Origin of the sequence: Hallella sp. (genome assembly GCF_037460745.1) — a bacterium.
Taxonomy (GTDB): Bacteria; Bacteroidota; Bacteroidia; order Bacteroidales; family Bacteroidaceae; genus Prevotella; species Prevotella faecis.
The window spans coordinates 1-25,556 of the sequence record NZ_JAXVAE010000108.1 but is presented as its reverse complement, the minus strand read 5'-3'; the positions used below and the strand labels follow the sequence as shown (position 1 = coordinate 25,556).

Annotated in this window: 24 protein-coding genes and 1 tRNA gene; 5 read left to right on the top strand and 20 right to left on the bottom strand. The window is 53.0% G+C overall.

All coding sequences use genetic code 11. The features are described 5' to 3' along the window. Positions 1–6 precede the first annotated feature (6 nt). From purT to WKK33_RS06975, 6 genes are all read right to left on the bottom strand, one after another. Complete coding sequence (gene purT, locus WKK33_RS07000; RefSeq protein ID WP_215759676.1) at positions 7–1,188, bottom strand: formate-dependent phosphoribosylglycinamide formyltransferase; 1,182 nt, start codon at positions 1,186–1,188, stop codon at positions 7–9. 51 nt (positions 1,189–1,239) lie between these two features. Next, on the bottom strand, positions 1,240–1,569 hold the full coding sequence (locus WKK33_RS06995) for an RNA polymerase subunit sigma (RefSeq protein ID WP_337933094.1): 330 nt from the start codon (positions 1,567–1,569) through the stop codon (positions 1,240–1,242). Next, the gene (locus WKK33_RS06990; RefSeq protein ID WP_337468388.1) at positions 1,570–2,067 is read right to left on the bottom strand and encodes a metallophosphoesterase family protein; all 498 of its coding nucleotides are present in this window, start codon (positions 2,065–2,067) and stop codon (positions 1,570–1,572) included. 21 nt (positions 2,068–2,088) lie between these two features. Further along, positions 2,089–2,712 (bottom strand): cytidylate kinase-like family protein, encoded by a 624-nt coding sequence (locus WKK33_RS06985; protein ID WP_337933092.1) that lies wholly within the window; start codon positions 2,710–2,712, stop codon positions 2,089–2,091. Between the two features lie 14 nt (positions 2,713–2,726). Further along, the gene (locus WKK33_RS06980) at positions 2,727–4,109 is read right to left on the bottom strand and encodes an MATE family efflux transporter (RefSeq protein WP_337468351.1); all 1,383 of its coding nucleotides are present in this window, start codon (positions 4,107–4,109) and stop codon (positions 2,727–2,729) included. A 268-nt stretch (positions 4,110–4,377) separates the two neighbouring features. Beyond that, entirely contained in the window at positions 4,378–5,484 is a 1,107-nt protein-coding gene (locus WKK33_RS06975; RefSeq protein WP_215759702.1) for an Mrp/NBP35 family ATP-binding protein, read from the bottom strand. 276 nt (positions 5,485–5,760) lie between these two features. Here WKK33_RS06975 and WKK33_RS06970 point away from each other — a divergent pair, with 276 nt between their 5' ends. Next, positions 5,761–8,247, top strand: a complete 2,487-nt coding sequence (locus tag WKK33_RS06970) for a glycosyl hydrolase 115 family protein (RefSeq protein ID WP_337933091.1) — start codon at positions 5,761–5,763, stop codon at positions 8,245–8,247. A gap of 343 nt (positions 8,248–8,590) precedes the next feature. Here WKK33_RS06970 and trmB read toward each other — a convergent pair whose 3' ends face one another. The 5 genes from trmB to WKK33_RS06945 all read right to left on the bottom strand — a co-directional run bounded on the left by trmB (position 8,591) and on the right by WKK33_RS06945 (position 13,600). Next, complete coding sequence (gene trmB / locus WKK33_RS06965) at positions 8,591–9,361, bottom strand: tRNA (guanosine(46)-N7)-methyltransferase TrmB (protein ID WP_309439174.1); 771 nt, start codon at positions 9,359–9,361, stop codon at positions 8,591–8,593. Between the two features lie 173 nt (positions 9,362–9,534). Continuing rightward, complete coding sequence (locus tag WKK33_RS06960) at positions 9,535–10,551, bottom strand: branched-chain amino acid aminotransferase (RefSeq protein ID WP_215759682.1); 1,017 nt, start codon at positions 10,549–10,551, stop codon at positions 9,535–9,537. 98 nt (positions 10,552–10,649) lie between these two features. Continuing rightward, positions 10,650–10,847: an exodeoxyribonuclease VII small subunit gene (xseB, locus tag WKK33_RS06955; protein WP_215759683.1), complete on the bottom strand. Its 198-nt coding sequence runs from the start codon at positions 10,845–10,847 to the stop codon at positions 10,650–10,652. Positions 10,848–10,861: 14 nt separating this feature from the next. Next, positions 10,862–12,184 carry an exodeoxyribonuclease VII large subunit gene (xseA, locus tag WKK33_RS06950; RefSeq protein ID WP_337933089.1) on the bottom strand — a complete coding sequence of 441 codons (1,323 nt, stop codon included), beginning with the start codon at positions 12,182–12,184 and terminating at the stop codon, positions 10,862–10,864. 18 nt (positions 12,185–12,202) lie between these two features. Continuing rightward, positions 12,203–13,600 (bottom strand): S8 family serine peptidase, encoded by a 1,398-nt coding sequence (locus tag WKK33_RS06945; RefSeq protein ID WP_337933087.1) that lies wholly within the window; start codon positions 13,598–13,600, stop codon positions 12,203–12,205. A gap of 436 nt (positions 13,601–14,036) precedes the next feature. Between WKK33_RS06945 and WKK33_RS06940 the strand changes: the two genes are divergently transcribed. From WKK33_RS06940 to WKK33_RS06930, 3 genes are all read left to right on the top strand, one after another. Then, on the top strand, positions 14,037–16,121 hold the full coding sequence (locus WKK33_RS06940) for an OmpA family protein (RefSeq protein ID WP_330001639.1): 2,085 nt from the start codon (positions 14,037–14,039) through the stop codon (positions 16,119–16,121). Positions 16,122–16,198: 77 nt separating this feature from the next. Next, positions 16,199–17,662 (top strand): hypothetical protein, encoded by a 1,464-nt coding sequence (locus WKK33_RS06935; RefSeq protein ID WP_337933085.1) that lies wholly within the window; start codon positions 16,199–16,201, stop codon positions 17,660–17,662. Continuing rightward, on the top strand, positions 17,659–18,171 hold the full coding sequence (locus WKK33_RS06930) for a dihydrofolate reductase (RefSeq protein WP_337933083.1): 513 nt from the start codon (positions 17,659–17,661) through the stop codon (positions 18,169–18,171). The genes WKK33_RS06935 and WKK33_RS06930 overlap by 4 nt, the downstream gene beginning before the upstream one ends. 103 nt (positions 18,172–18,274) lie before the next feature. Here WKK33_RS06930 and WKK33_RS06925 read toward each other — a convergent pair whose 3' ends face one another. The 9 genes from WKK33_RS06925 to WKK33_RS06885 all read right to left on the bottom strand — a co-directional run bounded on the left by WKK33_RS06925 (position 18,275) and on the right by WKK33_RS06885 (position 24,408). Beyond that, positions 18,275–18,775, bottom strand: coding sequence for an Lrp/AsnC ligand binding domain-containing protein (locus tag WKK33_RS06925; protein ID WP_215759689.1), 501 nt, complete (start codon positions 18,773–18,775; stop codon positions 18,275–18,277). 365 nt (positions 18,776–19,140) lie between these two features. After that, positions 19,141–19,611: a biopolymer transporter ExbD gene (locus tag WKK33_RS06920; protein ID WP_215759690.1), complete on the bottom strand. Its 471-nt coding sequence runs from the start codon at positions 19,609–19,611 to the stop codon at positions 19,141–19,143. Beyond that, positions 19,608–20,186: a biopolymer transporter ExbD gene (locus tag WKK33_RS06915; protein WP_215759691.1), complete on the bottom strand. Its 579-nt coding sequence runs from the start codon at positions 20,184–20,186 to the stop codon at positions 19,608–19,610. Before WKK33_RS06915 ends, WKK33_RS06920 begins: the two co-directional genes overlap by 4 nt. Further along, complete coding sequence (locus WKK33_RS06910; RefSeq protein ID WP_337933081.1) at positions 20,176–20,694, bottom strand: hypothetical protein; 519 nt, start codon at positions 20,692–20,694, stop codon at positions 20,176–20,178. Before WKK33_RS06910 ends, WKK33_RS06915 begins: the two co-directional genes overlap by 11 nt. Then, positions 20,691–21,587, bottom strand: a complete 897-nt coding sequence (locus WKK33_RS06905) for a MotA/TolQ/ExbB proton channel family protein (protein WP_252344911.1) — start codon at positions 21,585–21,587, stop codon at positions 20,691–20,693. Before WKK33_RS06905 ends, WKK33_RS06910 begins: the two co-directional genes overlap by 4 nt. A 40-nt stretch (positions 21,588–21,627) precedes the next feature. Then, positions 21,628–21,715, bottom strand: a tRNA-Ser gene (locus WKK33_RS06900). Between the two features lie 100 nt (positions 21,716–21,815). Beyond that, entirely contained in the window at positions 21,816–22,652 is an 837-nt protein-coding gene (locus WKK33_RS06895; protein WP_215759693.1) for a TatD family hydrolase, read from the bottom strand. Between the two features lie 47 nt (positions 22,653–22,699). After that, a complete protein-coding gene (locus WKK33_RS06890; protein WP_337933106.1) occupies positions 22,700–23,674 on the bottom strand; it encodes a polyprenyl synthetase family protein in 975 nt (324 codons plus the stop codon). A 29-nt stretch (positions 23,675–23,703) separates the two neighbouring features. Continuing rightward, positions 23,704–24,408: a TonB family protein gene (locus WKK33_RS06885; protein WP_337469731.1), complete on the bottom strand. Its 705-nt coding sequence runs from the start codon at positions 24,406–24,408 to the stop codon at positions 23,704–23,706. 111 nt (positions 24,409–24,519) lie between these two features. Here WKK33_RS06885 and porQ point away from each other — a divergent pair, with 111 nt between their 5' ends. Then, entirely contained in the window at positions 24,520–25,467 is a 948-nt protein-coding gene (gene porQ, locus WKK33_RS06880; RefSeq protein ID WP_215759695.1) for a type IX secretion system protein PorQ, read from the top strand. Positions 25,468–25,556 lie beyond the last annotated feature (89 nt).

The following is a 25,556-nucleotide window of genomic DNA, read 5'->3' as shown; positions in this document are numbered from 1 at the left end:
GAATGATTATTTTTTCATGTAAGGATCGGTGCCCAACACCGTCTTGGCCAAACGCTTGGCCTTATCGCGCAGGGCATTGATATCGCAACCCACCTCATCGTAGCAGATCACCACACCCATGCGGCGACCCACGTGAGCATCCTTCTTGCCAAAGATGCGAACGCGTGAACGGTCCTCGGAACACACGTCGAGCAGGTTGTAGTCCAATGGCTCGTGACTCTCAACAGGCGAGAGGATAACGGCCGACGCGCCACTGTGCTCCAAATGGATGGCGGGGATGGGCAAACCCATGACAGCGCGGAAATGAAGCTCAAACTCGCTGAGGTTGGTGCAGTGGCTCAAGGTCACCATACCGGTATCGTGGGGACGCGGACTCAACTCAGAGAAGATTACCTCGCCCTGCTTGGTGAGGAAGAACTCCACACCCCACAGACCATAACCGGTCAGGGCGGCAGTTACCTCGGCTGCGATATGCTCGGCCTGGCGCAACGACTCCTCAGGAATGGCGTAAGGCATCCAACTCTCGCGGTAGTCGCCACCCTTCTGCACATGGCCAATGGGCGGGCAGAAGAGCGTGGGACCGTTTTTCTGGGTTACGGTGAGCAGGGTGAACTCCGAATCGAAGTCGATAAATTCCTCGATGATAACTTCCTTCACATCGCCGCGGCCATCTTCCATGGCCTCGCGGAAGGCTTCGCGCAACTCGTCGTCGTTATGGACATAGCTTTGTCCGTGGCCGGACGACGACATCAGGGGCTTCACCACACAGGGGAATCCGATCTCGTCGGCAGCACGCTTAAACTCATCAAACGTCTTGGCATAGAAATACTTAGCCGTGCGCAGTCCCAACTGCTGGGCGGCAAGGTCACGAATGGCGCGGCGGTTCATGGTGTAGTTCACGGCGCGGGCCGACGGAACCACTTGAATGCCTTCGCGCTCAAAGTCGAAGAGACGTTCGGTACGGATGGCCTCAATCTCCGGCACAATGATGTCGGGATGGTGCTTCTCCACAACGGCAGTCAACGCATCACCGTCGAGCATGGAGAAAATCTCGCGCTCGTCGGCAACCTGCATGGCTGGCGCCTCATCGTAACGGTCGCAAGCAATGACATACTGGCCAGCCCGTTTGGCGGCAATCGTAAACTCCTTGCCCAGTTCGCCTGAGCCAAGCAACAATATCTTTTTCATCGATCCCTATATTTAGTTGTTTCAAACTCTTGTTAACCGTTGTCAGTAATGTCAGGGCTCCAGTCCCAACCGGCTCCTGACCAACGGACTGAAACGCCTGAGCAACATCTGCCACTCGGGCGTGATGGCCAACCGCCGCAAGTCTTTCTCTATGATATCAACGAGGTTCTCTGCGGTAAGTCGGTAACGGCGAGCAATGTCGTCGATAGGCATGCGCTCTTGGCCAAACAGACCATAACGCGCCTCGATGATCTGCTCATCAATAGGTCCGAGCATGGTGAGCAGCACCTTCATGTTGCGGCGGTCGCCCTCATCTACGAGAAGCGTCGACCGACTCATCAGCTCGAGGTAATCGTTCAGCTGTTTTGCGTATTTGTCCATTTATCTTCCTCCCAAGGTTATCACTTCACAATCGGTAAAGGTAGCGTGCTCTATGGTCAGCCTCACCAACGTTCGTTCTTTTTGCCAGCCCGCATGCCCAGCGGCTCCAGGGTTGACATGAAGCAGGCCCAACTGCTTGTCGGGCATGATCTTGAGGATGTGTGAGTGTCCGGAGACAAACAACCGAGGCGGCCTTGTGCGCATGATGCGCTCCACCGAGCGGTCGTAATGGCCGGGGTAACCGCCAATATGCTTCATCAGCACATCGACACCGCCTGCCTCAAAACGCAACAGCTCACCATAGCGCGACCGCATGTCGTAATCGTCGATGTTGCCATAAACGGCGCGGAAGCGAGGTCCCAAGGCCTCAAACCTATCGGCCACCTCCATACTGCCAATGTCGCCAGCATGCCACACCTCATCACACTCGCCGAGGTAGGTGGCGTATTTGTCGTCCCAAAAGCCGTGGGTGTCCGATATGATGCCAATCTTCATGATATTTTTTCCTCCTTTGTCCTCTTACAATCCGAAGCGCTTGCGGATAAACTCAGCTATAAACTGTTCCGTCTCCTCAATGCCAAGAAGCGATGAGTTGATGCAGAGATCGTAGCTCTCACTGTGGCCCCACTGCTTACCGGTGTAATAATTGTAATACGAGGCGCGCTCTTCCTCATGGTTGCGGATATACTTGCGGGCCGTGGCTCGGTCAAAACCGTGGCGCTTACACACACGCTGAATGCGCTGGTCGATATTGGCCGTGATGAACACCGACACCATGTTGGGCTCATCTCGCAGCACATAGTCGGCAGTGCGACCCACAAACACACAACTGCCCTCACTGGCAGCCTTACGGATAGCGTCGCTCTGGAACTGGTAAAGGCTCTCTTGTGAGAAGTCGTTCTTATAGAAATCGCTGGTTCCCAAGAGAGGGACGTGCACATGGAAGAGGTTCTTGAGGAAGCCCTTCTGCTCGTCGTTCTGCTCAAAGAACTTCTCGCTAAAGCCACTCTCCTTGGCGGCAAGGTTGAGGAGTTCCTTGTCGTAGAACTTGCAGCCGAATTCTTTGGCCAACTGCTGTGCCACGATGCGGCCTCCCGAGCCTATCTGGCGGCCAACGTTGATGATGATTTTCTTATCGTTCATATCACGAATTGTTTTCAATGGGTAAGTGTTGTTTGACGCTCCTTCACCTGGGCCTTGAGTTTTCCAATGTAATTGGCCATGACGAAAAAGGCTATGACCGAGGCCGCCGCATCGGAGGCGGGCATGGCATACCACACGCCATTGAGCTGGAAGAACAGGGGCAACAAGCCCAACAGGGGCACAAGGATGAGCAATTGCCGCGATAGACTGAGGAAGATGCTGATGCGAACCTTGCCTATGCACTGGAAGAAATTGGTTACCACCATTTGGAACCCAATGACGGGGAACACCAAAAGGACAAACCGAATGGCAGTGACGGCCATATCAATCAGTCGGCTATCAGTGGTGAACAGGCGTGCTATGGTGTGAGGAAGGAACATGGCCACCGCCCAGCCCACCACCATGATGCAGGTGGCGCAGACAATGGCCAAATTGAGCACCTGCAGCACGCGGTGCATATTTTGCGCTCCGTAGTTATAACCGGCAATGGGCTGCATGCCTTGGTTCAAGCCCAAAACGAACATGACGAACACCGTGGCCACTGCGTTGGCGATGCCATAGCCGCCCACAGCCATGTCGCCACCCAAGCGCACCAACTGGTTGTTGACGAAGATAACCACCACGCAGGCACACACATTCATCAGGAAGGGCGACACGCCAATGGCTATAATGTTTTTCACCAAGGCGCTCTTCAGGCGATAGATACCGGGCTTAAGATGGAGCAACTCACGCTTGTTGGTAAACAAATGCATCTGGTAGCACAAAGCCATCGACTGACTGAGCACTGTGGCCAAGGCAGCTCCGCGAATGCCCCAGTGCCACCAAAGGATGAACACCACGTCGAGCAAGATATTCATCACCACGGTAAAGATGGTGGCCATCATAGCCTGACGGGGCTTGCTGGCCGCACGAAGCACGGCGTTCATGCCGAAATACATGTGCGACACCACGTTGCCCGCAAGAATAATCTCCATGAAATCGCGTGCGTAAGGCAAAGTGGCATCACTGGCTCCGAAGAAACGCAAGATGGGATTGAGGAACAACAGGCAAACCAAACTGAACGCAATACCTATGATGAGGTTGAGCGTAACGGTGTTGCCAAGCAAATTCTCTGCCGTCAGATAGTCGCGTTGTCCCAACTTCACCGAAATGGAAGTAGACGCTCCAACACCCACGGCGGCACCAAACGCGGCGCCCAGGTTCATGAACGGGAAAGTAATGGCGAGGCCGGAAATGGCCTCGGCACCCACCACCTGACCAATGAATACACGGTCGATGATGTTATAAAGTGACGAGGCGGTCATCGCAATGATGGCCGGCAGCGCATATTGCAGCAGAAGGGAGCCTACGGGCTTGGTGCCCAGCTCCAATGTAGCTTTCTTGTTATCGTTGTTCATTGTTACCGCAAAGTTACAAAAATATCCGAATAGATGTGCACTTTTGCAACAGATAGTGACGACAAATATGCCATAAAAGTCAAAATAAAGCCACTTGGCGTACCTATTTATAAGGTAGCGGGTGACGCGTAGGCTATGAAAAAAGGTGCTGGGCAAATAACATAGGACGCAAATCCTGTTATTTACCCGGCACCCATAATGCTTTTGATCCTACGCACTTGGGACCAATTGGCCATGCGTAGGTATCGGCTATGCCACCCTGCGATGATTAGCCTTCGTTCTTAATCTGCACGATATGAGTCTTAGGCAGATTCTTGTTTCGCACATTGACAGTTGTCACCACGGCTTGGGCGAGATTGATAAACGCCAAGCCAGTGGCAGTGTCGGTCTTCGTTGCAGCAGGCTGACCGTCGTCGCCGTCCTCACAAATGCTCTGAACGATAGGAATCTGGGCCAGCAACGGACAACCCATTTCCTTGGCCAGGTTCTTACATCCCTCCTTGCCGAAGATGTAATACTTGTTATTGGGCAGTTCGGCGGGCGTAAACCATGCCATGTTCTCAACCAAACCAAGGATGGGAACGTTCACCTTGTCGTTCTTATACATGTCAATTCCCTTGCGCGCATCGGCCAATGCCACCTTCTGCGGGGTCGACACGATAACAGCGCCCGTAATGGCCAATGTCTGCAACAGGGTCAGATGAATATCGGATGTGCCAGGAGGGGTGTCGAGGATAAAATAGTCGAGATCGCCCCAATCGGCGTCGGCGATAAGTTGTTTCAGCGCCGACGTAGCCATTCCGCCACGCCAAAGGGTTGCCGTTTCGGGGTTTACGAAGAAACCGATCGACAGCAGTTTGATGCCGTATTTCTCAACGGGGACAATGAGTTGGCGGCCTTCTTTCTCCACAGCGTAAGGACGCTCGCCCTCGACGCCTAACATCTTGGGTATCGACGGACCGAAGATGTCGGTGTCAAGCAATCCCACCTTGTAGCCCAACTTGGCCAAAGCGATGGCAAGATTCACTGACACGGTCGACTTACCAACGCCTCCCTTACCTGAACTTACGGCAATGATATTCTTCACCTGAGGCAGCAACTTATCGGGCTCAGGACGCTTAGCGCTGGTAAATTCGGTAGAGATGGTGACCTCAACGTCCTCGCCCAACTTGTACTTCAAGGTTGCTTCGGCAGCCTTGATGGTCGACTTGATGAATGGGTCGGTGTCGCGAGGGAATATGAGCGTAAAGCTCACCTTGTTGCCATTGATGCGGATGTCGTCCGCCACCATCTCGCTTTCCACCAGGTTTTTCTTGGTTCCTGGGTAGGTCACGGTGGCCAATGCATCTGTAATCAGCTTGGGATAAATCGTCATTTGGGTCATATTATGTTTTTGTATTTCATCGGAGAAACGCCATTTGTAGCCCATCGGTGGGTTGGGCCAAACCGTTTCTCGGTTCTATTTCTACGCAAAATTACCACTTTTTTTATTGAGAATGATGGTTTTAAGGAAGAATCTTCCTCTGTTCTACCATTTTTCAGTAACTTTGCTACTGATCTTTCACCTTCGCGGTCAACTGGAACGCATTGCCTGTTGAGGGCGAGGATGACAAAAGGTTCTGCTGAACCCCATCATAACATCTTCGTATTCATGAAAATCAGATACCTCCTTCTTCATGCCATCCTTGGTTTGTCGACCGCCGTGTCGGCCAAGGATGTGGTGTGGTACGCGGGTGGCCATGTCACCTACTCTACTCAAAAAAACTATGGAACCGTTGTCGCCAAGGCCTTGGACATGTTTTCCGCCGACATGAAAGCCGTCACTGGCAAATCGGCTCGCAAGGGTGAGGGCAAGATAGAAATATACCAGCTCGACATGCTGAACAACAAGGAGTTCAAGCGTCTGTCTGGTTATAAGATTCCCCTTGAGAAATTCATTGCCAAGCCCGATGCCTTCTGGATGGGCATACGCAATGGCAAGGTCGTGATTGTAGGCAGCAATGGTCGCGGCACGGCATACGGCATTTTGGAGCTTTCGCGCAAGGCGGGTGTTTCGCCCTGGATAGATTGGGGTGACGTGACACCACAGCGCAAACATTACCTGGTGCTCAATGAGCAATTTGAGACCCTACAACATCCATCGGTGGAGTACCGAGGCGTGTTTATCAACGACGAAGACTGGTCTACACGCGTGTGGGACAAGCAGTTGGTCGACGCCCATTCAAAATCAGGCATCTTAGGCCCTCGCTACTATCACCGCCTCTTCGAACTGTTGCTTCGTCTGCGCGCCAACACACTGTGGCCTGCCATGCACGAGGGAACCGATGGATTCTTCCAGGTAAAAGGCAACAAGGAGGTGGCCGATTCGTTCGACATCGTGTTGGGATCATCGCATTGCGAGCCCATTCTAAGGAACAATGTGGCCGAGTGGAACAGTAAGCAGCGGGGACCGTACAACTGGATAACCAACCGCAAACAGGTAGAAAACTATTGGCGTGAGCGCGCTCAGGAGACGGCCCACATGGACGGGCTCTACACGTTGGGCATGCGTGGCATTCACGATGGCTCGATGGAAGGCGTGGGCGGAAATGTCGATCGGGTAAAGGCCTTGCAGAGCGTCATCGACGAGCAACGCAACATTCTTCATCAAACCGTTAACCGCAACCTAAAGAAAGTGCCGCAGGTGTTCATTCCTTACAAGGAGGTGCTACAGATATACGAATCAGGCCTGAAGGTGCCCGATGACGTGATGCTCATGTGGTGTGATGACAACTATGGTTACCTGACCCGCCTACCCGATGCCGCTGAACAAAAACGCGCAGGTGGCAGCGGTGTGTATTACCACCTTTCTTATTGGGGTCGCCCCCACGATTACCTGTGGCTGACCACCACGCAACCCGGTTTGGTTTATTCGGAGATGCGTGAGGCGTGGGACCACAACGCCCGACGCCTTTGGATTGCCAATGTGCACGATCCCAAGGTGGCAGCCTACGACCTGTCGCTGTTTATGGACATGGCGTGGAATATCAATTCGGTTACAGCCTCATCACTACAGCAACATCTACGCGACTGGCTCACGCAGCATTTTGGCGAGGAAGCCGCCGCTCCGCTTACTGAAGCCATGACAGAGTTCTATCATCTCTGCGGCATACGCCGTCCGGAGTTTATGGGATGGAACCAGGTGGAGCTTGATAGGAACCGCTATAAGAACGGATGGTCACCCGTGCAAGACACAGAGTTCTCTGCCGACGAGTTTGGCAATGAGTTGGAGCGTTACCTGAACGATTATGAGGCCGTGAAGCACAAGATCGCCACAGCCGAACAAATGATTCGCCCGGAGCTCAAAGATGCCTTCTTCGCAGCCATCAAGTATCCTGTTTATTGCGCGGCCGCTATGGCCACGAAGCAGTTGCAAGCCCAAGAGGCACGCCATATCACTCGAAAGGAGAACTTCCATAGGGACGAAGAAGCCTTGGAGGCTGCCGTGAGAAGCGTGAAGGCCTATCAAGAGATACAGACTCTCACCGAATATTATAACAAGCAAATGGCCCACGGCAAATGGAACGGGCTGATGGACATGGCTCCCCGCGGACTGTTAGTGTTCCAAGCGCCCTCGCTTCCTGGCAAGGTGACCGCCGAAGAGATGCGCAAGTATGTGCAGGAACCGCTCGAAGCGAAGATGGAACTGGATGGTTGCGTGGTGCGAAACGCCTGCGATTACCAATCGGCAACCGACGGAGCACAACCCATAGAGATGCTGGGCCACTCCATGAGAGCTGTCAAACTGCCCAAGGGCGAATCGTTGACCTATCGTTTTTACGCCAAGGATGGCGACGCTGTACTTTACACCGCGCTGATTCCCACGCAGTCGAACGACAAGGGCGACATACGTTATTCCATCAGCATAGACGATGGCAACCCCGTGATTTATTCACTCAAGGAGCCTTATCGCTCAGAGCGTTGGAAAGTGAATGTGCTACGCGGACAGGCTTTGCGAACCACAGACATCAAACTGAAAGGCGGCTATCACACATTGGTTATCAAAGCCCTCGACAACCACATCGTCGTCGACCAATGGATGATCGATTACCGTCCCGACCGCCATTTCTACGTATTCCCCACCAAACCGGCCTTATAACACACCGGCCTTTACACTACAGGCTGAGGGTTGCAACGCTTTCTTCAATAACGTTTTACAATGCAACTCTCAGCCTGTATTGGTTTTCGTATTGTTGTTTCGTCTTGCAGCCTTCCATACGCAAGGCATATTTCGCAGTCGACTTATCCCAAATCTGTCGTCATTAGATTTCCATTCTTGTCAGTGTTTTATTCAAGTAGGCTGCCACAGGCGCAGTGAAGCCATAACAGGCGATGACGAGACAAGAATGGAAGCGAAAAGCCGGAAAAACGCTAACCAGAATTGAGGAAAGTTATAACAGCCTAACAATCTTCCCGTTTCGGTCTAATAACCAGATTGGGGGTTATTTGGCAGTCTTCAAACTACTGCGCTTTGTGCGGTGGTAACTACGATAGTCGTCGAGTTCAATTTCCTCTTCGGGTTCCTGCAGTTGTCCCTCATGCGGCAAATGGAAACGCATGTATCGGATGTTGAGCCCACGCGCCATCCACATCGATTCGTAATAGGTCTGGATGGAAAGAATGGGCGAGTCGACGATGGCGGCAGGCGTATCGTGATACAAATCCTCCGTGCACACCTCGACAGGCAACTGGTTCTTTTCCACCATCAGCCGGGTGTAGGTGAACAAGAAGTTAGAGTCGGTCTTCAGATGCATGATTCCCCCGTCGACCAAGAAGTGGCGATAACGCTCCAGGAAATAGGTCGACGACAGGCGTTTGCGCGGGTTCTTCATCTGCGGATCGGAGAAAGTAAGCCATATCTCTTGCACTTCGTCCGGATCAAAGAAACGGTCGATAATCTCGATATTGGTGCGCAGGAACGCCACATTGTCCAACCCCTCCTCAAGCGCTTGCTTGGCTCCGGTCCACATACGCGCTCCCTTTATGTCAACGCCGATAAAGTTGACATTGGGAAACAGGCGCCCCAAGCCCACAGTGTATTCGCCCTTGCCGCATCCCAACTCCAAAACGATGGGATTATCGTTATTGAAATATTGCTCACGCCAATGTCCCTTCATGGTAAAGGGCACGTTGTCGACAACGGAGAATGGATACTCGAAGACGTTCTTCATGGCCTTCATCTCTGCAAATTTGGCTAATTTACCTTTTCCCATATTGATGTTTTTTGGCTGCAAAGTTACAAAAATATGCGGCAAAAGCGATAGTCTTGTGCCTCAAAAACGCCAAGAGCCATCATCCTTTCGGTTTTATGGCAACCGAAAAAGACGATGGCTCTTGTTATTTGTGCTTCGTTGGAACGATGCCCAACGGGAGTGGTCGTGTCAGATTAGTCGATGACAACCCTTGTCCATCCGTGCTTATCCTCGACCGTACCATACTGAATGCCACGCAGCGTCTCATAGAGCTTGGTCGACCATGGTCCGGGCTTGTCGCCGAACGCATACTTCTTTCCGGTATCGAGGTCGTCGAGCTCAGAGATGGGCGATATCACAGCGGCTGTTCCGCAAGCGCCAGCCTCCTCAAAAGAGTCGAGCTCTTCCACGGGGACGGGGCGGCGCTCCACCTTCAATCCGAGGTCTTCGGCAATCTGCATCAGGCTCTTGTTGGTGATGGAAGGCAAGATCGATGTAGACTTCGGAGTGACATATGTGCCATCCTTGATGCCGAAGAAGTTGGCTGCACCGCACTCGTCGACATACTTCTTCTCCTTGGCGTCGAGATAAAACTCCGATCCGTAACCCTTCGAAGCAGCGAACATGTGGGCCTTGAGTGAAGCGGCGTAGTTGCCACCCACCTTATACACGCCTGTTCCGAGCGGAGCCGAGCGATCCCAGTCGCGCACGATGGCGTACTTATTGCATTGGAATCCCCCCTTGAAGTAGGGACCCACGGGTGTTACAAAGATCATGAAGAGGTAATCGTGAGCGGGATGCACACCCACCTGCGGTGTTATACCGACCAACAGCGGACGAATGTAAAGCGTTGCACCACTCTCGTATGTAGGAATGTACTCTTGGTTCAGCCTTACCACTTTCTCCACCATCTCGACAAACATCTCGGTCGACACCTGCGGCATGACGATACCGTCGCAAGTGCTTTGCAGGCGCTTGGCATTCTCTTCCACGCGGAAAATGCGCACCTTACCGTCAGGACAACGGTAAGCCTTGAGGCCTTCAAAAGCCTCCTGACCATAGTGCAAGCAGGTGGCTGCCATATGCATGTTGATGTACTCATCGCTGCATACTTCGATCTCGCCCCACTTACCATCATGGTAGTAGCAACGTACGTTGTAGTCGGTCTTCATATAACCGAACGTCAATTTACCCCAGTCTAAATCTTTCATAATATCTATTGTTAAGAGTTCTACATACAGTCACCTTGCAAAGGTATAAATAATAATCATCACTTGCAATTTTTAGGCGCTGTATTTCCTTGTGTTTGTTAGTTCTTTCCTTCGCCGAGGATTTTCTGAATCTCCTCGTCGGTCTTGGTGAGACGGTCTTTGCAGAGCTTGATAAGCTGCTGCGCCTTCTTCAGCTGGGCGGTCATCTCATCGATTCCCAACTGGTTGTTTTCCAGTCGTTCCACGATTTCCTCGAGTTGGCTAATCGCCATTTCGTATTTGGTTTCTTTGGCCATGACTTTCTATAGGTTTATGAGGGTTGTTGGGTATGTGTTTCTTTAACTGTCGACAGGAACGACCCTTTCTCCACACGGGTTTCCACCACGTCGCCCACCTGCAGTGCTTCGGGGTCGCGAACAATGCGGCCATTGACCAGTGTGATGCTGTATCCGCGCGCCAGCAACACGTTGGGGTCAAGACTTTTGGCGCGCAACGCAAGTTGCTCGATGCGATGTTTCTCACCGTCCATCTTCTTTTGAACCAATGGCGCCATGCCCAAGGCGAGTCGGTCGAGACGAAACTGCTCCTTGGCCAGCAGCTCACGCATGTGGCTTGCAATGGCTGTAGAGAGGCGGTCGAGGCGGGATTCCTGTCGGGCTTTCACCAATGAGAAAAGTGTGGGAATGCGCGCTGTAGCGCGATCGAGACGTGCATGTTCCAACGAAAGGCGCTGCCCGATGCGTTGCACGATGGTTTCCTGGCATCGGTCAAGCAGCAGACTCACCGCCATCAGGTTGTCGATGATGTAAGCCGCTGCTGCTGTCGGGGTTTTCACCCGTTGGTAGGCCACCATGTCGAGCACGCTCTCGTCGCGCTCATGGCCTATGCCCGTAATGATGGGGATGGGGAAGTTGGCCACGTTCTCTGCCAACGCCAGCGTGTCGAAACCGCTCAGGTCGGCCGTTGCGCCGCCACCTCTTATAATTACCACCACGTCGAAGCGGTCGGCCTCGTCATAAATGCGGTTGAGCGCGTCGATGACAGAAGGTTCCACTTGGTCGCCCTGCATGACGGCCGGGAACAAGGTGGTTGAAAAACACAAGCCGTGGGAGTTGTTGTGGAGTTGGTTGCAGAAATCTCCATAGCCCGCAGCGTTCTCTGATGAGATAACAGCAACATGCTGGGCAAACATGGGAAACAACAACTCCTTCTGCAACTCAAACACTCCCTCCGCTTTCAACTGGCGGATGATCTCCATGCGCTTGCGCGCCATGTCGCCCAAGGTGTAGGTTGGATCGATGTCCTGCACAATCCATGCAAAGCCGTAAGCCTCGTGGAAACTGGCTGTCACCCAAAGCAAGACCTTCAGTCCGGCATGAAGCGGCTGACCTGTCACGCGTTCAAACTTGGGTCGTAACGCACCCCAACGGTTCTTCCAACACTTGGCTGAAGCACGTGCCACAGGAGTGGAGGAGAACGGTTCCTTCTGGATGAGTTCCATGTAACAATGCCCCCTCACCTCACGCGCCTCCGACAGCTCGGCCTCAACCCAGTAGCCTGCGTTGAGTGTCGACTCGATGACCCCGCGCACCAGCGAGTTCAGTTCGTAGAGTGTCAGTGGCTTGCCCTCCATGCGTTGTCGTTTAGCGTGTTATTTGTTCAGGCCCATCTGATAGGCTTTCCAGAAATCGGGAATGCCATATCCAAAGATGTTATCGGGGTAATCGGCACGATCTGCCGACTCCCTTACAAGCTGCATGATTTCCGATGCCGTCTTGTTGGGCAACGCCTGCCACAGGCAAGCCACCAAGCCGCAAGTGATAGGCGTGGAAAACGAAGTGCCGTTGGCATGTGCCACCAAGCCCTTTCCATTGATAACGGTGCAGTAACCACCCATTGCCATCACATCGGGTTTCACACGTCCGTCGTAAGTAGGACCCACGCTGCTGAACGTGGTGTTCGTGCTATCGGGAGCGAGAGCGCCTACCGTGAGAACGTCGTGAGCGTCGCCCGGGAATCCAATGCGCTTCCATTTGGCGGCGCCTGTATTGCCTGCGCTATTGGTAAGAATCATACCCTTGCCCGAGATCATCGATGCTGTGCGCGAGATGAGAGCCGTGCGCCCGTCTTGCTCGCGATATTTGTGGCTGGCAGCCTTGTCGTCAAACTCGGTATAGCCCAAAGAGGATGTCACGATGTCGGCACCCACCGAGTCGGCATACTCAACAGCCTGCGTCCAAAAGTCCTCCTCCACAAGATTCTCCAACGGTCCAAACTCGCTCCGTAACAACAAGAAGGATGCCCCCGGAGCCGTTCCTACAAAGACGCTGTCGCTATTGGCGGCAATGGTGGAGAGCACCTCGGTGCCATGGTCAAGCTCATCATAGAGATTCGCCGTATAGGGATACACGAAATCGCGCGTACCCACAATATTCACGTTCTTCAAATAACCAATCTTATCAACGTTCATAAAGCCACCGTCGATCACCGCAACGAGGATTCCCTTACCGTTGAACCCCGCCTCATGCAGTTTTTGTCCGTTGAGCATGCTTATCTGATGCTCGCCTTGTCCATAGCGGGTTTTCGCCTTGTATCGAGCGACAAGCGTGTCGGGCCTCACCGTGGAGGGAGGCGTGAGCTTCACGGAGTCGACTCCTCCAAAGACCTTCACCACCGATGTCACGAACGGCAACGCGCAGAGGCGCTGGGGAGCCGATGCACAGGTGTCCTTCACCAGCACCGTATTGTTCCACTTACTGCCACCGATGATCGCAAAGCCTTGCTCAGCCATCTTTTTCAGATAAGTGCGCGAGAGGGGCAGGTCAGTTGAATCGACCAGCAGATGTTGCTTGGCGCGCCGGCGCAATGATTTCTCCGAAAGGAATTTCTCGGGATGTTTAAGCGACGCCTTACAACCCCGCTTGTCTTGCAGAGCCACTCGGTATATTTGATATTTTCCACCAGGGAAGGCTGTCATTTGGGAGCGCACTTGTGCTGTAGCCCCAATGCAGCAGAGCCATACGGCCAAAATAGTGATAATGTTTTTCATTTCCTTACATCAATTATTATAACAGGTGCAACTCTCGCACGAATGGAGGTGAAGCCGAGTGCAGCCTATCTTATGCAAAGATAGTGCCAGCGAGCGCAATGAAAGCTTGCTTTCAAATTGCCGAGTGCAGCCTATCTTATGCAAAGATAGTGAATTCCCCCGAGACAGGCACTATTTCTCAACGAAAAATGCAAGACGACCTGAAATCATAGTATGTTGTGTGCAGATTGAATTCTACCGAAAGCCAGCATCTATACACCATTGGCTTTTTTCACAACTCACCGTATCGGAGCCAAACCTAAGCGATAGCATGACAAGCCCGCTCTGAGCACTCGGGAAGCAAAATGCGTAGCATCCAAACGCCGTGAAATTAAAAATAATGGTCCTATTGCCTACCTTATCTATAATAACACCCGTCGTTCTGCGTTATATCTATATGACCAAGCCTCATTACATATCATCATTGTGCTTCCTCCTGATAGCACTCGCCGTATTGACCTCTTGCGGTGCAGAAAGGAACATGAAGAAGGGCGAGAAGTATCTTGCCCTGGGTGAATATTTCGATGCCGCCAATGAGTTTAAGCAGGCTTACCAGAAGATTCCACCCAAGCAGCGCGACAAGCGCGGGGTGGCAGCTGGTAAGATGGCGCTGTGTTACGACAAGAGTTTGCAAACGGCCAAGGGCATTGCCGCCTACCGCAACGTGATCCGATACAACCAAGCCAAGACGCAAGACCACCTGTCCTTGGCGCAACTGCTCATGAAAAACGGCAGTTACAAGGAGGCCGCGGCCGAGTTCCAACTCGTGCTCGACTCCATGCCCGACAACGTATTGGCGCGCAAGGGATTGGAATCGGCCAAGAACGCACCCACCATCAAGGAACAGGGCAGCCGATACACCGTGAAGAAGATGGACATCTTCAACTCACGACGCGCCGAATACTCGCCCATGTTGTTTGGCGACGAGTTCGACCAACTGTATTTCACGTCGACCCGCAACGAGGCGCAAGGCGATGAGTTGAGCGGCATAACGGGCACCAAACCAGCCGACGTGTTCTTCTCTGAGAAAGACGACAAGGGCAAATGGAGCAAGCCCGAACCTGTCAACGGTGGCCTCAACACCGCCTACGACGAAGGAGTGTGCTGCTTTTCGCCCGACGGACGCGAGATGTATCTCACCCAATGCGCCACCGACCCGTCGTATCCCCGCTATGCGCAGATCGTAAAGTCGAACCGGTCGGACGCAGCGTGGAGCAAGGCGTCGGAGGTGAAGCTAAGCAACGACACCCTGTCGAGTTTTGCCCATCCGGCCATATCGCCCGACGGTGAGTGGCTCTACTTCGTGTCGGACATGCCAGGAGGCAAGGGCGGACTCGACATTTGGCGCGTACGCCTGACAGCGGGCGGCTTTGGCGGAGTGGAAAATTTGGGCGAGCCGGTCAACACACCCGGCGACGAGATGTTCCCAACATTCCGACCCAACGGCGACCTCTACTTCTCAAGCAATGGCCACAAGGGATTGGGAGGACTCGACATCTACATTGCCAAGATAGGCAAGGATCACAAATACCACCTCTCCCATCCAGGCTATCCGCTCAACTCGCAAGGCGACGACTTTGGCATGACCTTCGAGGGGCCGCACAACCAAGGTTTCTTCTCGTCAAACCGAGGCGACGGTCGTGGTTGGGACCACATCTATTCGTTCTACAACCCAGAGATTGTTCAAACGGTGAAAGGATGGGTTTACGAAATGGACGGCTACGAATTGCCAGCGGCTGAGGTGTACGTGGTGGGCGACGACGGCACCAACGAGAAACTGTCGGTACGATCCGACGGCTCGTTCACCAAGGTGCTCAACGAGGGCGTCACGTATCTTTTCTTAGCCACCTGCAAGGGATTCCTCAACCACAAGGAGGAGGTTCGCGCACTGACCAATCCCAAGGAGAGCCGCGACACGACCTTGCAGTTTGCCTTGGCCAACATCTCAGCCCCCACACTCATCGACAACATCTTCTACGATTTCGACAAGGCCACCCTGCGCGACAGTTCCAAGACGGCGCTCGACCAACTGGTTACGTTGCTCAACGAGAACCCCAATGTTACCATTGAGCTCAGCGCCCACACCGACTACAAGGGATCGGAGGCTTACAACGAGCGACTCTCGCAGCGAAGGGCCGAATCGGTGGTCAACTATCTCATTGAGCACGGCATTGCCGCCGATCGACTCACACCAGTGGGTTACGGCAAGCTGAAGCCCAAGACCGTGAAGAAGAAGCTCACAGAGAAATACCCGTTCCTCAAAGAGGGCGATGTGCTGACCGAGGAATTCATCAAGGCACTGAAAGACGAGAAGAAGCAGGAAATTTGCAACCAGCTGAACCGCCGTACCGAATTTATGGTGCTGAGAACCACATACGGTCTCTTTGACGAACAAGGTAAATTAAAAAAACAGCCCAAGAAGAAAACTGAAGGATCCAAGAAAGACCTTCAGGAGGATGGCTACAGCATTATATTCGACTAAACATCGTATGGCAAAGGAGGAGGAACCTTGCGTTCTTCCTCCCAATCATGAGGTACGATACACTAACACTTTGACTTATGTCCAACGACATTGCTCTTCCCAAAGCCTTCGAAGAAAGCACCAAGCCCTTGTTTGGCGAGGCACGATATGCGCAGTTTTGCGAAGCCTTGCGACAGGCGCCGCAAACCACCATCAGGTTGAACCCATTTAAGATCACAGGCTGCGAACTGGCGGCAGACAAGAATTTCGCCCCCATTGCGTGGTGTGGCGAGGGCCGCGTGCTACCCCACCGCCCCGACTTCACGTTCGACCCCCTGCTCCATGCGGGTGTCTATTATGTGCAAGAGTCGTCGTCGATGTTTATCCATCATGTGGTGAGACATCTGGTCGACAGCCCTGTTGTGGCTCTCGACCTGTGTGCAGCACCGGGAGGCAAGACCACCACCCTACGCGCCGCACTGCCCGAGGGGAGCGTCGTGGTGGCCAACGAGCCCATCAAGGTACGCGCCTCCATCCTCTCGGAGAACGTGCAGAAACAGGGACATCCCGACATGGTGGTAACCAACAATTATCCACGCGACTTCCGCAAGGCCGACCTGGCGTTCGACTTCATCCTGGCCGACGTGCCCTGCTCAGGCGAGGGCATGTTCCGCAAAGACCCACAGGCCATCCAGGAATGGAGCCCACAGAACGTGGAGAAATGCGCCGAACTGCAACGTAGCATCATTGAGGACATCTGGCCAAGTCTCAAGCCGGGGGGCATATTGGTTTACTCCACCTGCACTTACAACGAGCACGAAGACGAGAAGAACATCCAATGGATCATCGACCAATTGGGAGCCCAACTCATCAGCATACCGGTCGACCCGTCATGGCACGTCACCAGCGCCTTGGGCACCGGGCTCTCGGCAGCTCAGCATGGTGGAGAAGACGAAGGCCTGTTGCCTGTTTGCAGGTTCATACCGGGCTTCACGCCAGGCGAAGGCATCTTCATGGCGGTACTGAGAAAGCAGGACAACGATGAGGCACCACGCCGTAAGAAAGACCGCCAGAGCGCTGCGCGCACCCAACAAAGCGCATACGCCAAAGTGGCCAACCTGTGGCTTCAGGAGAATGGGGCCTCAGGCAAGGGCGCTTGGACCGTGGTGGAAACGCCAACCATCGTTCGCGCCATTCCCACACGCTGGTTGCCATTATACGAAAAGGCCGCCAAATCACTGCACGTCATCCATGCGGGCGTTGGCCTGGGCGTTCCCAAAGGCAAGCAACTCGTTCCCGCCGCCTCACTGGCCCTGTCGACAGCGCTCAACCACAGCGCCTTCACGCAAGTGGAAATCGGTTGGGAACAAGCTATCCATTACCTCCGAAAAGAGGCCATCAGCCTATCGCCCGCCACCCCGCAGGGCATTGTGCTGCTCACCTATCGGGGGCAGGCCATCGGCTTTTGCAAGAACATCGGCAATAGGGCCAACAACCTCTATCCCCAAGAATGGAAGATCAAGACCACGCATCTGCCCGAACAACCCATCAACGTGTTATGACCATCGCCATCATTGTAGCCATGGGGCGCAATCGTGCCATCGGCTACCGCAACCGCTTGCCATGGTCAATCCCTGAGGATATGGCCCACTTCAAACAGCTTACCATGGGGCACACCATTATCATGGGACGTCACACGTTCTACTCGTTGCCTCATGGCGCACTGCCGGGAAGGCGCAACATGGTTGTGAGCCGAACGGTCGAGAGTATTCCCGGATGCGAAGTGTTCCCATCGTTGGCGAGCGCCCTTGAGGCTTGCAACGCCCCAAGCGGCCATTCGGTGGGCGACGCGCAAGGCGCATCGGCAGACAACACCGTGTTTGTCATTGGCGGGGCAAGCGTCTACGAGCAGGCACTCCCGTGGGCATCGGTCATCTATCTCACAAGGGTCGACGACAGCCCGGCCAACGCCGACGCCTTCTTCCCCAAGATAGACCGAAGCCAATGGACAGAAATAAAAAAGGAGAAGCACACGGGCTTCTCCTTCATTACGTATCGTTCTAACAGATAAAGGGATTCCTACGATTTAACTCAAATCGGTCATCAGAATAGAAAAGGAAGCTATAATGTCCTAATCGTATTCCTATTATTAGTCTAATGACCGATTGGGAGGCTTAATCTTCGCCGTCGTCCTCATCTTCCTCCTCATCCGTATTGTCAAAGATGGGAAGCTGACGGTCGATTACGGCATTGAAGCTAACGATGGTCTCACTGCGCGACAAGCCCAGAGGCTGCAACTTATCGTGAATGATATTGAGCAGATGATGATTGTTCCTTGAATAGATCTTGATAAACATGTCGTATCCGCCCGTAGTGTAATGACACTCCGTTACTTCAGGAATAGCCTTCAGTTTCTCAACTACTGCATCGAACTCACTGGGGTCTTTCAGATAAAGGCCCACATAGGCACACGTCTCATAGCCCACCTTCTCTGGATCGATGATAAACTGGGATCCTTTCAGAATGCCCAGCGAGGTAAGCTTCTGAATACGCTGGTGAATAGCAGCACCACTTACATTACAAGCGCGCGCAACCTCAAGGAAGGGAATGCGCGCATCAGCAGAGATTAATTTTAGTATCTTTCTGTCTAAAGCATCCAAACGATGATTTGCCATAATGTTATTTTTATTACTGTGCAAAGTTAGCAATAATAATTCTATTTGGCAACTTTTCAACACATATTTATTTCAGATTGACACAAACACTCACCCATAACACACAGTTTTTTCACACAGGTCAAAAAACAAGACATAAAAATGCAAGATTACATACAAAACTCATCATTAATTCGCATATAGCGACCATTGTTGTTTGAGGCCAAAGACGTTTTGCCACCCCATGAGATTTCATGAGAAAACAAGTAGCAGATTATCGCCCAACAAACGGCACGCCTTCCTACCACAAGCGCAATAACAAGGCATAGTCAACGTCCTACCAGGGCGCGACATGAACGTTCCGAGGCGCCTCTAACACGCTATGCTTATTTTCTTTCCTTCGTTTCGGTAGCCGAATAGCTAATGCGCAACGCCTTGGCTTGCTGGAGCGAGCGCTTCACTTGGTTGACCAAGCCTATCGGGGTGTGTCGATCGGCCTTGATGGAAACCATCATTTGCTGTTGGTCGGAAGGCGACATGCGAGCCTTCTCTGCACTCACGTAATCGGCAACATCCTCGGGCGAAGCGAACTTATCGTTCAACTGGATGCGAATGTCTCCACCCACCTTACGTCTCAAGCCATCGGAAGGATAACCTATATAGATGTAAGTAACAGCCGATTTCTTAGTCAGGCGTGTGAGCTCCGTTCCCTGCGGCACTTGATATTTTACCTTTACGGCCACCTTCTGCATGTGGGTGACAATCATGAAGAAGAACAACACGGTAAAGATCAAGTCGGGAAGCGATGCCGCGTTCAGTCCTGGCACCTCGTATTTACGTCGTTTGAACATGCTCATGGGCGTTCCTCCTTTCCCGTACCAGCGGCCTCCGTTTCGCCCACACCGTAAGCATTCGCCGCCGAAACGGCAGCCTGCCCATAATCCTCAGCGATGCGCTGAGGGCAGATGTCTTTCACATGGTTACGCTGTTCCTCTGTAAGCTTAGCGAAAGGCTTACCATAGGTCTTCATGGCCGCTTCGTTGCGCAGGCGTCCATAAGCCATCACCAGTTGGTTTTGCAATTGGAAATAGATGTCGTAGTTGGCCTCGGGAGCCGCCTCTATCTTCACCAGATGCTTGCGCCCCACCCTTCTCACAAACGCTTCGGCCAGTCCACACACCTTGTTCACGGGTGTAGGCTTACCGTCAACGAGCAGCGCGTTGTCCTTGGTGATGGTCAGGGTCATCAGCGTTCCCTTCTCCACCTGCGACACTTGCTGCTCCTGCTTATCGGCCGGGGGCAACTGTCGCGTCAAACCCTTGTCGACATCCATGTTTGTTGTCACCAAGAAAAAGATGAGCAACATGAACGAGATGTCGGCCGTCGACGTGGTGTTCAGTCCAGGAACCTGATGTCTACGCTTAGCGAACATGATCTCTCCTCATAAAATTTGTGGCACCATACGCCATGGCTCCGATAGCAACGACTATCAGAACCAGCGACGACACGATGAGCATATCGGCCGTTTTGAGCCAAAACTCATCCGTATACTCCACCCCATTGATGACCATAGGGTGGGCCGATCCCAAGAGAAAAGACAGCAAGAGCAGCGCAGCCGTGCCCCACGACACAACATACCCTATCTTCTTGATAGGCACATTGTTCTCATAAGCCTCACTCTTCCCTCTGACCTTCAGGCTTCTCGCCATCGACCACACGGCACAACCCATGGCCAAAACCACCAACAGTTCCATGAAGACGATGAGCACATCCGTGAAAAGAGGAGCCACAAAGTTAGGGTCCTCATCATAAGGACGGTTGTAACCCACCAGTCCGAACAATGCGAACAGCAAGATAACAAGGGCTATGAGCAGGCCCAGCACTTTCGACGACAGCTTCTCCGCAGGCAGTTGCCGCCAACGATGGGGAAGCGTAATCATTGTCTTGTGAGTTTATATTTCATCATAGAGTCGAGCAAAGTGATAGCCGACTCCTCCATTTGTGAGGTCAAATGATCGATCTTTGAGAGGATGTAATTGTAGAACACCTGCAATATCAGGGCCACAATGATACCGAAGATGGTGGTGATGAGCGACACCTTCATGCCCGCGGCCACAATGGTCGGACTGATATCGCCCGCCGTTTGGATTTGGTCGAACGCCATCACCATGCCTATCACCGTGCCGAGGAAACCGAGCGACGGTGCCATGGCGATGAACAAGGTAATCCATGAGCATCCCCTTTCGAGATTGGCGCTTTGCACCGAACCATAGCTAACGATGCTCCGCTCCACGTTATCCATCGACTCGCCAATGCGCTCCAAGCCTTGATAGCAGATGGATGCCACGGGGCCTCGGGTGTCGCGGCATTGCGCCTTGGCGCCTTCCACGTCGCCACTCATGATCTTCGCATCGAGGTCTTTCATGAATTTCTTGGCGTTGATCTCCGAAAGACTGAGATAGATGATGCGCTCAATGCAAAAGGCCAAGCCCAGAACCAATGCCAGGGCCACCAGTGACATGAACCCTGCGTTACCCTCGATAAATTTTGTCTTCAAGGCCTTGTGGAACCCCACTTCCTCGACCGGGGCCACAGAGGCGCTATCAACGGCCATGGTTTCGTCCATCAACGCCTCATTGTCGAGGCTGTCTTGCCCAGCCTCAGTCGCCGTACTATCCTTCGTTTCTTTCGAAGCGGACGCTGATGGAGCCGTTGCCGATGCCGCCTGGGCTGTAGCCGGCGCACCTTGAGCCTCAGCAGGCTGCACGCCCACCGTCAACGCAGAAAGAACAAACACAAGGGAAATGGCGAGATATGCAATTTTCTTTTTCATCTTTACATCGATTAAAGCCACAACTATCAAACGCATGGTGCGGAAAGAGGGGGATTCGAACCCCCGAACCGCTTTAGGCGGTTACACGCTTTCCAGGCGTGCCTCTTCAGCCACTCGAGCACCTTTCCTCATGTGTTTGAATCTGCAAATCTCTGTTGCGAGCGCAAAGATACTCCTTTCCAAAAGAAAGCGAGCACATAGCTGTAACTTTTAAGTTTCTTTAATGGTTTAACATTGGACGTCTGAAACCGCCTCGATACCGAACACCCGTTTCACGTTTTCGTTGGTTTGATGAGCCAATTCATCGGGTGTCACGCCATAGCTTTTCGCCAACGTGGAAAGCACATCCATGACATACGCACTTTCGTTACGCTGTCCGCGATGCGGCACGGGAGCCATATAGGGGCTATCGGTTTCGAGCACAATGCGGTCCATGGGAACCACGGCCGGCAAATCCTCGCGCAGATGGCTGGTCTTGAAGGTGGACACACCGCCTATGCCAAGCACAAACTTATCAAACGAGAGCAACTCCTCGGCCTCTTTCTGGTTTCCGGTGAAGCAATGGAACACGCCACCAGGCAAATTCGACTTGTACTTGCGCAGCACACGCACCATCTCGCTTTGCGCCTTGCGACAATGGATCATCAGGGGAAGGCCCGTAGAGACCGACCATTGCACCTGCATCTTAAAGGCCTCGAGCTGCTCTTGGGCAAACTCGCGGCTCCAATAGTAATCGAGCCCCACCTCGCCAATGGCGATGATGCGCCCGCGAGCGTCGCCCTTCTCCTTGGCCTCAGCCCTGTCGGCCCGAATAATATTGGCCAACTCTGTCAACTGTTCAAACCAGTCTTCCCGCACTTCCTCGGGGTGCAATCCCACCATGGGGTAGGCATAGCCTGGGTAAGCCTGGCTCAAAGCCATAATGAAGCGGGCCGTCTTGAGGTCGATGGCGGGCAAAAACACTTTGCACACACCTGCTGCGCGAGCACGCTCAAAGACCGCCGCGCGGTCCTCGTTAAACTCCACGGCATCGAGATGCGTATGGGTATCTATCACATTTATCATCTTTCCGAATAAAATAAGGACAAGAACGGAACCGCAATAGGCTCCGATCAATATTGTCGTTTCATCATACGCTGGGCATACTGGCGCAACTCCTCCTTGCGATCAGCCGACACACCAACAGCGTCGAGATATTTCTTACTCTGCTCAAAATAGTAGGCGATGCGGTCTTGGGCCATCTTATCGATGCCTATCTCGTTATACAGGCGTGTCACAGCCTCCACCTTCTCCTTGCGGTCGAACGTGGGCGCAGCCACCCAACGCTTCAACTCCTCGAGCTGCTCGGCGTTGGCGTGGTTGAAGGCGTTGATGAGCATGAAGGTTTTCTTGTTGGAAGTGATGTCGCCACCAATTTCTTTTCCGAACACCTTACTGTCGCCATACACATCGAGGTAATCGTCTTGCAACTGGAAAGCCAAACCAATTTGCTCACCAAACTTATAAAGGTTGTCGGCGTCGACAGGCGAAGCGTCGGCCATGATGGCGCCAATCTTCAGGGCGCAAGCCAGGAGCACGCTCGTCTTGAGGCGTATCATCTCTATGTATTCGGCCTCGGCCACATCGTCGCGCGTCTCAAACTCCATGTCATACTGTTGGCCCTCGCCTATCTCCAAAGCCGTTTCGGTAAAGGTGTCGAGCACCGGTTTGAGCTTGTCGGTCAGGCCGCTGGCCATGCGTTGGTACGACAGCACCAACATGGAGTCGCCCGAAAGGATGGCCGTATTGGCATTCCAACGCTTGTGAACGGTCTCGTGGCCACGACGCAGGTCGGCGTTATCCATGAGGTCGTCGTGCAGCAGGGTGTAATTGTGGTAGGTCTCCAATCCCACGGCCTGCATCAAGATGCTCTCGGGGTCGTTCTTAAACAGGTTGTAGGCCATGAGCATCAAGACGGGTCTGATGCGCTTGCCACCCATGGAGAGGGTGTAGCTCACGGGTTCATAGAGACTCTTGGGCTCACGGTCGTAAGGCAGATTGTCTAAAAATACATTTACCTTATTTAAAAGTTCATCGGCAGTAAACATCATGGTTCTATATTTTTCTTGATTGATTATCACAATTGGAAGTTGACGGGCACGGCCACCATCGTGCGGCACGGCTTCTCGTTCATGAGGCCGGGCTTCCACTTGGGCATCATGCGAATGACGCGTAGGGCCTCGCGGTCGAGTGTGGGGTCGCACGATTTCTCTATCTTCGGACTGGCGATGCTACCATCCTTATTGACAAGGAACGACACCACCACCTTGCCTTGTATCTTCTGTGCCTGCGCATAAGGTGGATATTTCAGGTTGCGTGTCAGCCATTTCATAAATTCGACCATGCCTCCGGGAAACTCGGGCAGTTGCTCCACCGTGCGGAGCACATCGCTATCCTGGCTCACGGTGATTTGCGGCAGGGCCTCGGTCACGTTGGCGTCCTTTTGCACACCCTCGCCATCGCCTATGACGAGCTTGCTGGTAACGGGCGCTATCTTTTCGGAATTGTCGGCCGCCTCAGCGCTTTCCTCCACCTTATTGGTTACAGCCTTCGCCGCCGGAGCCGACACAGCCGATATCATGTCGTGGGTGTCCATGGCAGGCATGAGGGCAATGTCCTGCGCCATATCATCGAGCACACTTTCATCGTCGGCCCCATTGTCGGGCCAGGAGGTATACTCCATGGCCACGAAGAACACCGACAGCGACAGGATAAGCCCGAGCAGGAAGAATCCCGTCCGCCTCCGTTCCAAGTCTGCGCTGATGTTTTTTTTGATTTCCATGGACAAGCAATAATCTTTCCCTACATACGTTATCTATACGATAAACGTTATGCAAATTTACAGTAAATATTGAAAAAAGCCGTATCTTTGCCCAATAATTAGAGAATTTAAATGAAAAAAGCGGTTTTTGCCCTTCTGTTAACACTATCGTCGCTGATGGCACATGCTCAGGACGAAAGCCAAACAGGATATAATTTCCTCCGACTGCCTGTCAGCGCCCACGCTGCCGCCTTGGGAGGCGACAACGTTTCGCTCATCGAGGACGACGAAACGATGATCTTCCATAACCCCGCCTTGCTCTCCTCGGTTACCGACAAGACGATCAACCTCAACTACATGAGCTACATGTCGGGGGTCAACACGGCCAGCGCCTCGTTCAACCGCGTGGTGAAGGAGCGGGCCTCGTGGGCCGTCAGCGGCCAGTATCTCGACTATGGCAAGATGAAGGAGATGAACGAAAACAATGTGCAGACGGGCGAGTTCTCGGCACGCGACATCTCCATGGCGGGCTATTTCTCGTATATGCTCACCAATCACATCGCAGGTGGAATCAGCGCCAAGCTCATCTCATCGTTCATAGGCGACTACTCATCGGTGGCGTTCGGCGTGGACCTGGGCCTCAACTATTTCGACGACAAGCACCAATGGTCGGTCTCCATGGTGGCCAAGAACCTGGGCGGACAGCTCAAGGCCTACGACGAGGAGTACGACAAAATGCCGCTCGACGTGCAAATTGGCGTATCGAAGGCGTTTGCCAACGTGCCCCTTCGCCTACATCTCACATGGGTCGACATCAACCACCCCAAGTATAAGTTTATCAACCACCTCGTGGTGGGCGCCGATTTCCAACTCTCCGACCAGATATGGATTGGCGGCGGATACAACTTCAGGAGGGCCAACGAGATGAAAATACAGTCGACCGATGGCAAGAGCAGCAACGGAGCGGGCCTGTCGCTGGGTGGCGGTCTCAACCTGAACCGATTCAAACTGAACATTGCCTACGCCAAGTACCACGTGTCGAGCAGTTCGTTGCTGTTCAATGTGAGCTACGTGTTGTAGAAACGAAAACATACAAATAACCAATATGAAGAAAATTGTGATAGCCATTGACGGGCTATTTTAAGAAGCTCTATTTTAAGCGATACTTC